This is a genomic window from Chitinophagales bacterium, from assembly GCA_019694975.1.
In the GTDB taxonomy this organism is placed as follows: Bacteria; Bacteroidota; Bacteroidia; order Chitinophagales; family UBA10324; genus JACCZZ01.
Map to the genome: position 1 here is coordinate 557,216 of JAIBAY010000002.1, position 15,673 is coordinate 572,888.

Consider the following 15,673-nt stretch of genomic DNA (forward strand, 5'->3'; position numbering starts at 1 on the left):
TGCTGATAAAGCAAATGATACATTATACCCGTGCAATACTGTGCCGCCGTTAAAACAAAATGACGTTTAGAGAAGTAAAGAGTTGATTCACCGGAAACGAAGAAAGGCGGTCCGTGTACATCAATCATCAAAAAATGGCACGAACCTGAGCGCGGCCTGTATTTACCACTGTTGCACTGCCGGTTTTGCGGCCTTCATAGCTCAGCGACATCTCCACGAAGCTTGAAAGTTTCCTGTCGAAGGAGATATTCAATAAATAGTTCTGTCCCTTCTGCAGCCCTTCCAGCATGGCATATTGCACCGGTGAATTACTTACACCCGTGTAGTCAACATTGGCATAAACGAAGCCGGCATTCAACACACTTTTTGCCACCACATTGTATTTTAATTCCAGCGAAATCTTATTGCTGATGGCCTGCTCCCCTTCTCCGTCACTGATGGTATTCCTGTTGCTGCCATAGTCGTAACCAATCGTGATCCTGCAAATATTGGAAGGCTGATAGGAAAACTGTGGTGTGATGAAATAACCAAGGAGCAGGTAATTACTTTCCGGGTAATAGCCCGCGGCGTATCCCTTTTGACGCTGATTCAATTTCACCACTGATGAAAATTTGCGGGTGATATTCCATCGCCAACGAAGACCATAGTCGCGGATCTTCCGTGATTCAATGCCATTGGTCAGCAGTGTGGCTGACCTGTTTTGCTGATAAGAAAAATCTATTCCGTATTTCGGGTCACTCCTGTTGAAATAGATATAGCCCGAAACCAAAGAACTGTTTGAAATCAGCAGGCTGTCCGGCACACTCAGCAAAAACGGGTTGAACTGTGAGCCTGCATCGCCGGGCAAGGTTTTTTTATTGATCTGCAAAGTGGCCTGTGCAGAAAATCGGGCGGCCAATTCTTTCCATCCGTGTGGCGTGCGCCAGAGGTTACGCGGGTTGATGGAGAGCGATTCATTGAACAGAGATGAGTACGCTTTGACAAAGAGATTGGTCGGCAGCAGTATCCTGATATAATCTGCATCGCTTTGAAACGCAGCCACCTCGAACTCGTTGATCTGTTGTATCCCGTCTTCATTATAATCCAACCAGGTATAAAGTCCTGTTCCATCCGGCACAGCCGTATATGCATATTCCTTTTTTTGCTCCTGCACCGAACCGAGTTCATAGAGCGTATTGGAAACGATAAATCCTTTTTTCACCTGCAGATCATAGCCCAGTTTACCAAGCAACGACTCATCGGGCCGTTGTTGGGTGAGCAGGGTATCAGCGATGTTAAGTTTCCGGTAGATGATATTTGCGCGGAGGATGCTGCGTGGATTTCCCAGCAATTCGACACCGGCATTCATGGTATTGCCCACAGTAGCTTTGCTAAACTGGTTCGCATTGGGGCTGTAATCAATCCGTGACGCGTAGTCCATGACAAACCGGACTTTGGCAGTATCACTGCTCCGCAGATAAATTTTACCCTCATTCCAGTAAAAACTCGAGGCGGATAATGTATCAGCATCCTGCAAAGACAGCCGGTTATTTTCCTGCTCGCCATGAAACCCAAGCGTGACACCTTTCAAAAACCGGAATGATTGTGCGAGGTCCACGGCGGGCCTGAAAAATTTTGCAGACTGCGTTTCCGTTGATGAAACAAGATATGATGAAACCACAACAGCGCGGAAACCATTATGCTCATACGTTCCGTTCAATGCATTGTTGATTCCCGTATAAGTTCCGGTCCGGTTGTACAGTGCAAATACATACTCCACTTTGCCTGTTGCCAGCCGTTGCAATCCGAGGTTTACGGATGCGAGGTGTTCATTGGCGGCGGCTGCTCCGGGCGGCAGGTTCCAGTCTCTGTCAAACTCCACCGGGCGATAACGTTCCACAGGTTTGAATGTGCGGGAAGAAAATTCATATTGACTGTTTACCAAAAACGAACTGGCATGTTCCTTACTTTTATTCAGCGCAACCTGTTGCAGCCAGCCTACCTTAGCAGCAGCGCCTCCGTTATCGTTGTTGTCGAGGTCAGAAAATGTGTTCACATCCTGGTTGCTGAAAGCTCCTTCCCACAAAATTTTTGCATTACCTGTAAATGCATATTCACCGCCGATGGACAACAGCTGAATGCGTTGCGGGGCAATAAGCGGAATAACCGGTTCATACAAACCCTGCGGCACTCCGTTCACCGGTGCTACCCATGCATATACACGCCCGTTTACCAGGTTATCGGCAATCACATAATTGCCCCTTCCCGGACCCGTATAGGAAAAGCTGAGTGCATAATGCGCCACCTGCGGATCCGTTGAATAAACGTACACCACGTATCCGGAAGAATCCACCTTCCTGTAAAGAATGCGGTCGGCGGTGAATGGCACACTGTCAACACTCAGGTAATAGGCATTCTGCACGCTGTCACCTACTTCAGACAGCTTCACCTTCTGTGAATCGGAAAGCTCCTGCCGTACAGGCTGATTCTTCGCATCCTGCTCGGTATAAAAATTCACCCTGATGATTGACTTATCCTGCTGAAACTGCTGCCCTGCAAAAAAAGCTGTTCGCAGATAAGCCTGCTCACTGTACTGAAATTCCACACTGATACGCTTATCCTTTGTAATAATCCTGGTGGGTGAAAAGGTTATTTCCCCGGCATTATAATCAATCACATAATCGCGGTCGGCGCCACGCACCATGAGCTGATTGTCGATAAACACCCTTTCACTGCCGGCCAGCACGACGATAAAAGTTTCGCCATTGTTGCCGGTAAGGCGGTAAGGCCCCTGATTGCCTTCCTGCCCTGCTATTTTATTGCTGGCATATTTACCCTTTGCAACCGCCACGCCTGCCATGGTTTTCAGGTGCAGCCCGGGGCCTCCGTCGTAAGCTGTGCTGAAGTTAGCACCCTGCAGTTTCTTATAGTAATTCATAAAATAACCCTCGGGCTTAGATAACTCGTAATCACCAACAACAAGCGACGATTTGTTTTTCTTTAACTGGATAAACACCTTATCAAACTCCTGCAGTTGCTGCGTGTTTCCATCCGGCTGAATAGGAATATTGTTATCAGACAAGGCAGCCAGCACCTCTACATCTCCTGCCAGTTTACCCTGCAAATGCAGATTGAAGCCGGAATTCACCACCAAATCCTGGTTGTTGCCGAAGGTGATGCCACGTGTAAAACTCCCGTTGTAGTTCATGGTGCCCGCATCGAGTGTATTTCCCGGACTCAGTTCGCGCAACGAATAGATGATGGGCAGCCGGCTTAAGCTATCCTGTTTATTCAGTCTTGTATAGTCCTTGTGAAAAAGTTCCTTTGCAAAGGCGAAAGGCAATACACGATAGGTGATGATGACACTGTCGGGAATGTCAGCCACTTTCCAGGTAAGTGTCGACTTCATTTCATCCACTGAGTATTTTTCCGCACCAATGGCTTCTTTCGTGGCGGCATCCTGCAACAGGAGGGTTCCGGGTGCAAGACTGAATGTATCAATCCGCATTGCACTTGCCGTACATGGCATGGTCTTGCTGCGCAGGTTGGAAAGCTGCTGCGCCACGGCCTGCCTGGCGAAGAAAAAGACAAGCAGCGAAATACCGAAAAAAATATGACTTGCTGTTCTTTTCAATCGCTGCCTGTGTAAATGTGTGAAACCGCAGTTGCTTCCTGATGCCAATCCACCAACGTAAAACAATTTCACCAATTGCCGGTGTTGTGCTTAAAATGATGCAGGACGCCGATTCTCCTGCAACCTTTTTATGATTGGTTTCTTCCCGTTGCCGACTCTGCAACTGCCCAGATCATTAGGCTGATCGGTTCAGCAACCATGCAGGATTAAAATTAACCAATATTGTATTCTAACGGGAATCTCTGTAGCGCCGATCTTAGCAGAAAGAAAATGTGATGGCTTTCCTTTCAGTCTTGCAGGTAAACTTTACAGATCCTTATCAATGGTATCAGCTCCAATTGATCCCGGGCTGCAAAAGGAAATTTGAAAACGAATACAACAAAAAACCATTTTCAATATGCTATAGATAAAAGCAAACGAAAACGGGCAACGCATAGTACAACGATCAAACCGCAATCTGTCCGTCACATATTTCCACTATGCACGCCGGTTGCCATCAATAAGGCGATATCCGTTGCCGTGAATATTCACGATCTCCACCTTCGGATCATCCTTCAGGTATTTACGGAGCTTTACAATAAACACGTCCATACTGCGGCCGGTAAAAAAGTTATCCTCGCCCCATATCAGCCTCAGCGCTTCCTGCCGCGGTACGATGTCGTTCATGTTCGCGGCCAGCAGGCGAAGCAACTCGGCTTCCTTCGGCGACAGTTTCCATTCCTGCTTCTTAATGCTGAGTGCGCGCAGCCTGTAGTTAAACGAGAAGTCACCTATGACAAATTCACTGGGCAGCTCTACCTTTTCCGGAATTTCCCGCCCACGTTTCAAGATTGCCCTGATTTTATAAAGCAATACTTCAGAGTCGAATGGCTTGGTGATATAATCATCTGCCCCAATCCTGTAACCCTCCACCACATCAGCCTTCAGTGTTTTGGCAGTTAAAAAGATGAATGGAAGGGCCGGCATTTGCTTCCTGATTTCACGCGCAAGCGAAAAACCATCGAGCTCCGGCATCATCACATCCAGCACACATAAATCAAAGTCTTTTTTCTGTACCAGCTGCAGGGCCATTAATCCATTGCTGCCTAAAGTGACATCATAATTATTCAGCTCGAGGTAATCACGCAGTACTGCACCGAAATTCGGATCATCTTCTGCCAGTAAAATCTTTGCTTTCTTTTCCATTTAACTTGCTGATAAAACAGGAAATGCTATTACAATCTTGTGTGTATTGTTTTAGGAACTATGCAAAATCCATTTTCAGTTTTCCATCACCGGCAAATGACCGAAAGGAAGAAAAATGTCGAAACGGCTTCCTTTGCCCAATTCACTGACAACGCTGATGGTACCATTATGTTTTTTCACTACCGACTTAACATAGGCAAGCCCGAGTCCGAATCCTTTTACATTATGAATGTTACCACTCTGCTCACGGTAGAATTTATCAAAAATCCTGCGTTGCGTATCAGGACTCATGCCGATGCCTTTGTCAGCCACGCTGATAACAATCCCATTATTTTCATTCCTCGTACTGATGCTTATCTCCGGCGCCTGTGTTGAGTATTTGCTGGCATTGTCGAGCAGGTTGTGCACCACATTGGTCAGGTGGGTCTCATCGCCAACAACAAATGCATCCGCCGCGGCAAGATCGAGGTGCAGGGTGCCCTGCCGTTTTTCCACCTGCATCCGCACCGGATCAGATACATGATAAATGATATCGTGCACATTGAGCAGCTGCTCATTCAGGTTCAGATGCTCCTTATCCACCAATGCCATTTGCAGGATGTTTTCCACATGGGCATTCATCCTTTTGTTTTCATTGCCGATGATGGAAGAGTAATACCTCACACGATCCTGATCGGCCAGCACTTTTGGATTATTGATGGCATCGAGCGCTACGGATATGGTGGCAATCGGCGTCTTGAGTTCATGGGTCATGTTATTGATAAAATCCGTCTTGATATCCGATAGCTTTTTTTGCCGCAGAATGATATACACGGCGGAGGAAAAAGTAGCCACAATGAGTAAAAGAAATACCGCAGATAAGATGAGCATCCACCATAATGATTTAATGATGTAGTTGCGCCGGTCGCTGAAATGAAGCAGCAACTGGTAAGGGCTGCTGAAGATATCATTCGGGAAAAGATTCACCCGATACGCATTATCGGCCATATCCGGTGTAAAAGCGGCGGATTTCACAGTGCTGACTGAATCCTGCAGCCCGCGCACCACAGCGAACTGAAAAGGCAGCTCAATACCTTTATTGCTTAGTTCCTGCCTGATCATCTCCTGCAATTCGGCCGATGGAATGCGACGGTCAATAGGCAGTTTCAGGCTGCTCAGCTCCATCACCATCTGGTAAATCACATCATTCAGCTGACCGGCCTTCATGCTGATACGGTTATCGTCAGAAAAAGAGAGCGTGGAATCTTTTTTCAACTCGAAAACAATTCCGGGATGCGGTGCATTCATTTCATCTGACAGTCCATCGGATGCCACCACCTTGCTTCGCTTTATCTCTCTTGTGGTGTCGGTGCCCGGCGCAGTCATGGATATTTCTTCGCGCTGACTGAATAGCACATCACCTTCTTCAGAAAACCGGTAGCGCTGCCTAATAAAACTCACCACTTCCCTGCGCTCCAGCCTGTTTACCACATTATTCATAGCCGCGTTAACAGTTCTTTGGAAGTCTTCCTGCTTGGTATCCCAGGCACTGCGAATCCAAAGGCCTTGCAGTGTGATGATGCCAATAAGCGACAACGTAAGCAAAACAATATTGACGGTAATGAGTGAAATTTTCACACGGCGAATTTAACAGATTGCAACCTGCGGACTTTTACTTTAACGATTCCTTAACCGGATCATCAGGTGGTCAACTTTAGCCATTGCATTACGGCGGTAATGAAATATTCCGGCAAGCCGTCTTTACTGAACACAATGCAGCAGTTCAATGGCAGTCATCAACCGGAAAGCATGGCTTCCGCATTTTACATAAAGCATGCAGCCTACATAACAATAGTTATGGCAAATCAATAATTCAGCGATCGGTGAATTTATAACCAACGCCCCTGATGGAATGAAAGTAGACAGGATTACGGGAGTCCTTTTCAAAATATTTTCTGAAGGTGAGAATAAAATTATCTATTGTCCGCGTGGAAGGAAAAACATCATAACCCCAAACGGTCTGCAGGATCTGCTTCCTCGAAACCACTTCATTTTTTCGCTCAATAAGCAGCTTCAGCAAAGCGGCTTCCCGTTTGGTAAGCTGAATGGGTTTCTTGCTTTTTCCTTTAGCGGTAAAGGTGGTGAAATCAATTTCATTGTCGCCAAACCGGAAGATGTGCGTCTGCTTTTCATTCACCGTTCCTTTCATGCTGTGGCGGATCAGCCGTTTAGCTCTCAGCAGCAACTCTTCCAGGTTAAATGGCTTGGTGAGATAATCATCGGCACCCATTTTCAGTCCCATCACCTTGTCTTCACTGGTATCTTTAGCGGTGAGAAAAAGTATCGGTAATTCACTGTTGGTAACCCTGATGGTCTGGCATACCTGGTAGCCATCCAGTTCAGGCAACATGATGTCAAGTATCACGAGGTTAAAACGTTCCTCACTGAATTTCTTCAATGCCTGCGGGCCGGTTATCGCCACGGTTACTTCATATCCTTCCATCTCAAGATTCAGTTTGATGGCTTCGAGCAGGTTTTCTTCATCTTCTACCAGTAAAATTCTCGGCAGGGCAAGATTCTGAAATTCTGCAGCCGGAGCGGAAGGCGTGTTTGATGATGACATAATGCAAATAGTTTAAAAATCTGAAACAGTTATGAATCAAATATCCGGTCAGGTGAACTTTGGCAACTCCACAACAAAAACAGCACCTGCGGGTTTATTGTCCCGCACCGAAACCTTGCCTTTATGTAAAGCAAGAATGCGGTCCACAATGTAAAGTCCGAGTCCGGTTCCCTTGGTTTTACGGGTTTCTTCCTGTCCAACGCGGTAAAATTTGTCAAAAACTTTTTTCTTTTCCCTATCCGGAATACCGTAGCCTTGATCTGCAACGGAGATGCGTACTTGCTTATCATCCTCTGTTACTTCGGCACAGATGACAGTGCCGGCAGGAGAATATTTCATGGCATTCTCCAGCAGGTTGGTCACCACACTCGTGAGTCCCATCCGGTCGCCCATCACCATCACTCCTTGCTTTATTCCGGTCTCGAATGAATGTTGACCGGCAGCCACTTCTTTTGCCTTATCGACGGCCGTTTGCACGATCTCACTGATATCACATTCTGCTTTCCCGATCTGAAAGGTATGATCCTCAATTTTTGCAGCCAGTAAAATGTTTTCCACGAGGCCTTGCAGCCGGTCCATGTCATGTATCGAATTAGTCAGCAGCAGTTCTTCCTTTTCCCTCGGAAGGGATGCATGCTTCAGCATGGTTTGCAGTGCAATCCTGGAAGATGCAATGGGTGAACGCAATTCATGGGTGATGGACAACAGGAAATTCTTTTGCAACCGGTTCACCCTGTATTCGCGTTGCAGGCTTTGATTGGTTTTTATGGTCACCACGAGCAGGATGATGAGAAAAACGGATCCTTCTCCCAATATCATGATAATCTTACGCCGGTACTCACGATCAATACGGTTGAGCTCTTCCGTATTGTCGAGCTGGTCAGGCGATTTGTGCTGATAGATGAAATTGAGCTGAGTCAGTTCCTTCTTTTCATTGTATGCTTCTGCACTGATACGAAATAAAAAAAGTATCCACCAGGTGAAGGAGGCGAAAATATACAGTACCAGCAGGTAAAAGATGAGCAAGGGCCTACTACGCATTCAATAACGGATTAAGACAAGTGTGAATTTACGTTCAAATTATTGCGTTGCCTGAAACTTACCGATCAGTCAGCTGCATGCGGTGATTGAAACAAAGATAAGGCCTATGCGGTTCGTACTCTATTAAATTCAAAACTGCCCGTCGCTTTCGCTTATTGCTGATCCATCATTTCCATCGCCGGTGATTTCAAACTTTATTACTTTCAACCCACCAGCTGATATGAAAAAAGAACACCGGCAGAAAAACATCCCATCCAAAAAGCAAGCGGCTGCCCCTGCGGGTAACCGGCTTCCATTACTGATAACAGCGACGGTAATTGCCATCATCACTTATCTCAGCTACGCGCCATCACTGAATGCCTCCTTTACGAACTGGGATGATGACACTTATGTTACGGCGAACACTATTATTACGGCAAAATCTGTTGACTGGAAGGCCCTCTTCACACAACCGGTTGCATTGAACTATCATCCGGTCACCATGCTCTCGCTTGCTTTGAATTACCAGGCTGCCGGCATGAAACCAGGTCCTTATCATGCCACCAACCTGCTGCTGCACATCATCAACAGTATTTTATGGTTTCTGTTCTTTTATTACTTATCAGGAAAAAAATTAATCACCGCTGCACTGGCAGGACTTCTGTCCGCCCTGCATCCGATGCACGTGGAATCCGTTGCCTGGATAGCAGAACGGAAAGACGTGCTCTATGTTTGTTTCCTGCTCTTATCGTTGCTGGCGTATTTACGGTATCGAACACTGAATCAAAACAGCTGGCTCATCTCCTGTTTTCTCCTGTTCGTGCTCGCATGCCTGTCAAAGGCCATGGCCGTAGTGCTGCCCGTGCTGCTGATACTGGTTGATTATTTTCAGCAACGCAAGTTAGACCGCAGGGCCTGGATGGAAAAAATTCCGTTTCTGCTCGTTTCACTTTTGTTTGGTGTTATCGCTTTAAGTATACAGGCAGGATCAGCAAATGAAACGGTGGCTGCATACACGCTGCTACAACGGTTCGTATTCGGTTGTTATGGCTTACTGCTTTACCTTATCAAATTCATATTCCCGTTCAGCCTTTCCGCTTTTTACCCGTACCCGGAAGTAAGCGACTCGCTGTTGTCAGTTCCGCTACAATATTACCTCGCTCCTATCATGCTGGCAGCAGGCGGCTGGATGATGTACCGTTACTTACGGAAGCAGCCATTCATCATTTTCGGGTTACTTTTTTTTATGGTCTCCATTGCGCTGGTGCTGCAGTTTATCTCCGTCGGCAATGCCATGATGGCGGACCGCTACAGCTATCTCTCCTACGGCGGCTTATGTTTTATCACCAGTTATGGTTTTGAAAAATACTACCGTGGAAAACCAACTGCCCGGACAACCCTCAGCATCGTTGCCGCTGTTGTGCTGCTCGTTTTTGCATGGCTGACACATGAACGAACCAGGGTGTGGAACAATAGTGAAACGCTGTGGAGCGATGTGATCAGCAAATATCCACAGGCTGCTACCGCGCATAAAAACCGTGGCAATTATTATGGGGAGCGCGGAAATACTGCTGCTGCATTAAAAGATTACAAGGTGTTACTCGATATGAATACTACCGATCCGGAGGTTTATAATAATCTGGGAAATATCTATGCCGATCAAAACAAGCCCGGGGAATCACTGAGTGCTTACACGAAAGCCATTGCGCTTAAACCTGACTATGTGAATGCATACATCAACAGGGGCATCAGCTATAACAGTCTACAGCAACCGGAAAAAGCGATAGCAGATTTTTCATCGGCCCTTGCATTAGACACATCCAAGGCAACACTTTGGGCGCAGCGTGGCTACACTTATTTTACGATGGGAAAATACGAAGCTGCCATTCATGACTTTAACAAAACATTACAGCTGCAGCCCGGATTTGATGCCGCGCTCTATTGCCGCGGACTGTCCTATTACAAGACGGGAAATAAAACCGAAGGCGTCAAAGACCTGTTACAAGCCAAATCGCTTGGTTACCAGGGCGACTACTCATTGCTTGCTCCGGAATAGTTATAACTATACCCCCGTGATGGGAAATGCCACAAGCTATCTCTAAACAGGCAATCAATGCGTTAATGCCTAATATATATCGACATCCGTCGATGAATGGAAAAGATCCTGAAACAAGTTCAGGATGACTTCAGGTATTTTGATATAGCTTCTTAAAGGATCAGGAGTTCTGCGTCTCTTCGCGCTTGAGGCCGAACTTATCCATCTTGCTGTACAGATGGCTGCGCTGCAAATCAATTTCATCGGCTGTTTTCGAAACATTCCATGCATTCATCCGCAAACGGTATTCAATATATTGTTTCTCCATGTAGTCGCGGAAGTCCATGAACTTGTCGAAGCGGTTAAACAGCGACTCCATCGGATCCCTTGTCACGTTAGCAACTGCAAAGGCAAGCACTTCCTGCTCAGTGATTTTATTTTCACTCAGGATGACCAACCTTTCCATCACATTGTGCAATTCCCTGATGTTGCCGGTCCAGTTGATATTCTGCAACTCCAGTATTGCCTTGGGTGTGATAATCTTGCGCGGTATGCCATAATCTTCACAGATCTCCGTCACAAATTTTTCCGCCAGGATGGGTATGTCTTCCTTGCGATCGTTCAGTGATGGCACATGAATGATGATCACGCTGAGGCGATGATACAGATCCATGCGGAAATTGCCCTTATCAATTTCACGACTGAGATCCTTGTTGGTAGCAGCAACAACCCGAACATCCACCGTAATCTCTTTGTCGCCGCCAACACGCGTAATCTTGTTTTCCTGCAAAGCACGCAGCACTTTAGCCTGTGCACTCAGGCTCATATCGCCGATCTCATCTAAAAACAAGGTGCCGCCGGTGGCAGATTCAAACTTACCGATCCTCTGTTTGATGGCAGAGGTAAAGGCACCTTTTTCATGTCCGAATAATTCACTCTCGATGAGTTCGGAAGGTATGGCAGCGCAATTGACTTCCACGAGTGGCCCGGTTGCCCGGTTGCTCTTTTCATGAATCCATCTTGCCACGAGTTCCTTTCCCGTACCGTTGTCGCCGGTAATCAGCACACGCGCATCGGTAGGAGCCACTTTATCAATCTTTTCTTTGATCTTCTCTACAGCAGGCGACTGCCCTAATATCTCCCTGGTTTTTGAAACACGGCGCTTTAAAACTTTCGTTTCCGTAACCAGTGATACTTTCTCGAGTGCATTGCGCAATGAAATCAGGAGCCGGTTGAGATCCATCGGCTTGGCGACAAAATCATATGCACCTTTCCTTACTGCTTCAACGGCAGTATCAATGGTACCGTGGCCGGAAACCATGATCACCGGCGTGTCGGCATTGGTCTGCATGATTTTATCCAGCACTTCAAGGCCATCCATCTTCGGCATCTTGATATCGAGCAGGATGGCGTCGAATGTCTTTTCCTTCAGCATGTTTAACCCTTCAAGCCCGTCAACAGCTTCTTCCACCTTGTATCCTTCATACTCCAGGATTTCCCGCAAGGTGCGGCGGATGCTTTTTTCGTCGTCAATAATCAGAATGGTTGGCATGTGGTGCGCTTACCTTTGTAAATAATGTAAAAGTAGAAATTCCATCCCATAACCTGTTCAAATGAAACAGCTCATGCGCATTTTTCTTCAGCATATATGCTGCCGGACACTTACCGCATCAGCAGCGTACTGAATGCCATTTTGCTGCCATCGGTTTGATGAGGTCTTTCATTCAATTTTTCAGCTATACTCGACGACATCTCAAGCGATGCTGCCATGTAAGGTTCATTGATAAAGAAACTACCGTTACATGGCCGGTAAAAAACCATGCTGTCTTCAACTATCATGCCTGCTATCAGCCAGACAACTTTCTGCTGCCATATAAAACTCCATCAAGATATGTGGAGCAGAGGCTGAATAAACAAATGCATAGTGCAGGGAACCATTAATGCTGCACCACGCAGGTAAGATGCTGCACGGTATCTTCATATTGCACTTCCAGAAAGTATATTCCGTTTTTCCAGCCAGACACCTGGATCACTGCTGCCGGCTGATTCATATCAAACCTTTGCACCACGGCACCGGAAATATCTGTTACCGTAATTGTTGCCGGATGCCGGAAAGAATTGTTACTGCAAATCTGCACCACATCACCTGCGGGATTTGGATACACTGAAAACGACTGATGCAATGCAGCAGCTATTACCGGCACACCGGTCTGCAATGCCGTGTCCTGATAAGTTATTTGTGTGATGACAGGCACACCCAGCACATCCTGCGCATTGATCTGCAAAACAGGAATGCCGCCGGCCTGTGTAAGCCATTTATATTCATACGACTTCAGCGTAACATTGGTGCCAAAACCCAGTGTGTCGAGATAAACGCTGTCCACATCTGTGATGACAGATGCAACACGCAGCGCGTTGAAATTGCCGATGGGCGTTTGCACCGTGCCCCATCCATCAACGGTGTTCACTCTTTTCCGTTGTTGCGAAACATATCCCAGGCCTGTCAATCCAATGGAAAATCCTGACGAGGATGAGTCCACGCCGTTGAACTGCAGGGGAAATTTATAGATCACATCTTTATCACCGTAGAGCACCGGAACAGGAATACCATCAATAGTGCCGGCAAACCCATATTGTTTCAATGCATTGGAATTATTCTCATAGATCAGATACACGTCGTCCAGTGCGATCTGATCAACTGAAATGCTGTAAGGTGTTTTGTCTACGAGGTTGGCACCGGCATATAAAATCTGGTAAAGGAACGACAGCTCAGAAAGGCCATAGAAAGTATCTGTCGCTGAAGACAAAGGGGTGAGTTGGTGAAAATCCCATGTTGTGTTGGCGCCGGTTTGCGAAGGATCAATTGTAAAATCAATCACGGCAGTGGTGTTGAAATAGGACGCGCCGGCATGCGGCATATCAGCCTGTGTAATCGTGATCTGCGCAACAGCGCGAAACGATGCCATGAGCAGCCATAAGCCAATGAGGTAATATTTCATAAGGTTCAACTTTAACTGCTGCGACAGGGATCAGACGTTTTTTATTCACTATTTTTTTGCAGGCGCTTCCTTCAACATCACTCCATTATCCCATGTTTGTGTCTTCAGCAGTTTCCCCGCTTCATCATACATTTTCCAGGTACCGGTTTTCTTTCCAGCCTTGTACATGCCTTCTGCGCTTACTGTTCCTGACTCATAAAAATCTTTCCAGGGTCCGTTTTCAATGTTGTTGCTGTATTCGCCCTGCGACTTTATTTTTCCGTTTTCATAAAACTGCCTGGAAACACCGCTGATCACTCCGTTATCATAGGTGTATTCCACATAAGGATTTCCTTCCGCATAATACCAACGGTTGATACTGTCGCGGCGGCCTGCACGCCACATGCCTTCTTCCTGCAACGCCCCTTCCGGTGTATAAACACGCCGCCAGCCGTCGAGCAACCCTTTCACATAATTTTCTTCGCTCTTAAGGTTGCCGCCCAGGTAGAAGTCATGCATAAGTCCTTCCAGCGCACCGTTGCGGATGTATTGTTCTTTCGACACGGTACCCGTTTCATCAAATATCAGGATCATGCCATCATAAAAATCAAGGTTGTACTCTTCTACCCTTTCGAGCAGGCCGAATTCATTGTACGTGCGCCAGATGCCCTGCTTCTTTCCGTTCAGCAACTTGCCGGCGCGGTACAACCGCTGCGAAGGCATATAATAAATTTTCATATCCACGATGTTATAAGCATCCGGATCATGAACGGCCACGGTATCGTAACCGGTTACCGTATTACCTTCATCTTCCTGTGCGAAAAGGAAGGAAGGAAAGAAAACAACAATTGCAAGAAGCAGCTTTCTCATTTTACCTGTATCGTTTTTTTTATTGAATCAGAATTGCCAGGAGGCCTGCAAAAATAAGGAAGTTGATGTAGTTTGAGAAGGCATTACCAGGCCCGGCACATTCTGTGATGCAACGGATAACCTGAAGGAACCGTTTACCTGAATGATAGCTGTAAGCCCCAGCCCAAAGGCAGCACTGCCTCCATACGCGAATGAACAGCCGGCAGTCAGCCAGTCAGTTATCACATATTGTGGCTGAATAAAAATGAGCGGCATCAGGTCCGGCATCGGGCGGTACGTGACACCGGCCACCGTCATGCAGCGATCACTCCACTTTTGAAAATAAACCAGTGAGAAGCGCATCTTGAATGCTGTAGTAAACGTTCCATTGTTGACCGTTGCGCCGGTCTTGTCAAGCAACGTATCGCCACTGAACTGAAACAGCGATGAATCAGCCTGCACCAACAAATCATTCACCTCCAGGCCTTCAAAATGCAAGGCGCTGTCGGCAGTATAAAGCAGTGAGTGTTTATTCCAGGCAATCAGCCCCGCATCATTCGCACTGAGTGTTAACCTCGACTTACCATCATGAAACAGGCACGACAGCAACAGGTCGGCCGCAGCGCCACGGCCATCAGTTTGCCAGGTTCCATGATTTGAAGTATCCGCTTCATGGTATTCTATGTTATAAACCGCGTCAAGGTATTCACCATTTTCTTCCGTATAGAGCGTGGCATGGTGCAGGAGAATTTCATGACCCTTTTTTGCAGAGATGTAGGAAATGCCGATACCTGTCTCCCACTGCACTTCCTTGTTTAGCAACTGTTTTTGCAAACCCAGGCGCAGCTGACGGTAACTGTATTGCAGATCGTATGAACCGCTGAAATCGGCAGTTTTTCCCGCATAACCGGCATTGCCAAAGAAGATCACCTTGAAAAGATCTTCCGTGAATGTGGATTGCTGTACCGTTCCTATACGCATGCTGCAAGAAATCAACGACGGGCTGTGTAAGATGAATGAAGGTGCAAGAAACCGGTAACCGGCTTCCATATCAACTGTATATTCAAATGCATTGGTGGCTGAAAGATCTTTTGCAACGGACTGTTTCATTTCCTCATCAATAAACTTATTGCGCAATGCCGCGGAACTGAATGCAAGGTTTACTGCATTTGAACCAATCATGCCCAGTCCTTTTACCTCGACCTCGTGACGGACCGAATCGGTAAAATTCGTCAGGGCAATGTCAGTGTATGTATTAAATGACAGGTCCTGCCAGCCATTCAGGGAAACCGTATGAATCATTGATTGTTGCAGCTGCCCGTTTGCCGGCTCCTGTGCAACGGCATGTGTTGCAAAACATAGAAACAATATCATTGAGAGGAGACAGCGAC

The 15,673-nt window shown here is 46.7% G+C and carries 10 protein-coding genes; 1 reads left to right on the plus strand and 9 read right to left on the minus strand.

From position 1 onward, the window contains the following. Positions 1-127: 127 nt before the first annotated feature. From K1X61_05420 to K1X61_05440, 5 genes are all read right to left on the minus strand, one after another. Positions 128-3,613: a hypothetical protein gene (locus K1X61_05420; protein MBX7108070.1), complete on the minus strand. Its 3,486-nt coding sequence runs from the start codon at positions 3,611-3,613 to the stop codon at positions 128-130. A gap of 477 nt (positions 3,614-4,090) precedes the next feature. Further along, entirely contained in the window at positions 4,091-4,798 is a 708-nt protein-coding gene (locus K1X61_05425; GenBank protein MBX7108071.1) for a response regulator transcription factor, read from the minus strand. 75 nt (positions 4,799-4,873) lie between these two features. Beyond that, on the minus strand, positions 4,874-6,415 hold the full coding sequence (locus K1X61_05430; GenBank protein MBX7108072.1) for a HAMP domain-containing histidine kinase: 1,542 nt from the start codon (positions 6,413-6,415) through the stop codon (positions 4,874-4,876). 235 nt (positions 6,416-6,650) lie between these two features. Beyond that, positions 6,651-7,400, minus strand: coding sequence for a response regulator transcription factor (locus K1X61_05435; GenBank protein MBX7108073.1), 750 nt, complete (start codon positions 7,398-7,400; stop codon positions 6,651-6,653). Positions 7,401-7,448: 48 nt separating this feature from the next. Then, a complete protein-coding gene (locus K1X61_05440; protein ID MBX7108074.1) occupies positions 7,449-8,441 on the minus strand; it encodes a GHKL domain-containing protein in 993 nt (330 codons plus the stop codon). A 220-nt stretch (positions 8,442-8,661) separates the two neighbouring features. On the opposite strand from K1X61_05440, the gene K1X61_05445 reads away from it, so the two are divergent. Continuing rightward, on the plus strand, positions 8,662-10,476 hold the full coding sequence (locus K1X61_05445) for a tetratricopeptide repeat protein (protein MBX7108075.1): 1,815 nt from the start codon (positions 8,662-8,664) through the stop codon (positions 10,474-10,476). 160 nt (positions 10,477-10,636) lie between these two features. On the opposite strand, the gene K1X61_05450 is transcribed toward K1X61_05445, so the two are convergent. The 4 genes from K1X61_05450 to K1X61_05465 form a co-directional block, all read right to left on the minus strand. Continuing rightward, positions 10,637-12,007: a sigma-54 dependent transcriptional regulator gene (locus K1X61_05450; protein MBX7108076.1), complete on the minus strand. Its 1,371-nt coding sequence runs from the start codon at positions 12,005-12,007 to the stop codon at positions 10,637-10,639. 385 nt (positions 12,008-12,392) lie between these two features. Continuing rightward, positions 12,393-13,454: a T9SS type A sorting domain-containing protein gene (locus tag K1X61_05455; GenBank protein ID MBX7108077.1), complete on the minus strand. Its 1,062-nt coding sequence runs from the start codon at positions 13,452-13,454 to the stop codon at positions 12,393-12,395. Positions 13,455-13,502: 48 nt separating this feature from the next. Then, the gene (locus K1X61_05460) at positions 13,503-14,303 is read right to left on the minus strand and encodes a toxin-antitoxin system YwqK family antitoxin (GenBank protein MBX7108078.1); all 801 of its coding nucleotides are present in this window, start codon (positions 14,301-14,303) and stop codon (positions 13,503-13,505) included. Positions 14,304-14,330: 27 nt separating this feature from the next. Then, complete coding sequence (locus K1X61_05465; protein MBX7108079.1) at positions 14,331-15,584, minus strand: hypothetical protein; 1,254 nt, start codon at positions 15,582-15,584, stop codon at positions 14,331-14,333. Positions 15,585-15,673 lie beyond the last annotated feature (89 nt).

Coding starts and splice junctions, on each gene's coding strand:
- K1X61_05425 (MBX7108071.1), bottom strand. CDS start 4,798: ATGGAAAAGAAAGCAAAGATTTTACTGGCAGAAGATGATCCGAATTTC.
- K1X61_05435 (MBX7108073.1), bottom strand. CDS start 7,400: ATGTCATCATCAAACACGCCTTCCGCTCCGGCTGCAGAATTTCAGAAT.
- K1X61_05440 (MBX7108074.1), bottom strand. CDS start 8,441: ATGCGTAGTAGGCCCTTGCTCATCTTTTACCTGCTGGTACTGTATATT.
- K1X61_05445 (MBX7108075.1), top strand. CDS start 8,662: ATGAAAAAAGAACACCGGCAGAAAAACATCCCATCCAAAAAGCAAGCG.
- K1X61_05450 (MBX7108076.1), bottom strand. CDS start 12,007: ATGCCAACCATTCTGATTATTGACGACGAAAAAAGCATCCGCCGCACC.
- K1X61_05455 (MBX7108077.1), bottom strand. CDS start 13,454: ATGAAATATTACCTCATTGGCTTATGGCTGCTCATGGCATCGTTTCGC.
- K1X61_05460 (MBX7108078.1), bottom strand. CDS start 14,303: ATGAGAAAGCTGCTTCTTGCAATTGTTGTTTTCTTTCCTTCCTTCCTT.
- K1X61_05465 (MBX7108079.1), bottom strand. CDS start 15,584: ATGATTCATACGGTTTCCCTGAATGGCTGGCAGGACCTGTCATTTAAT.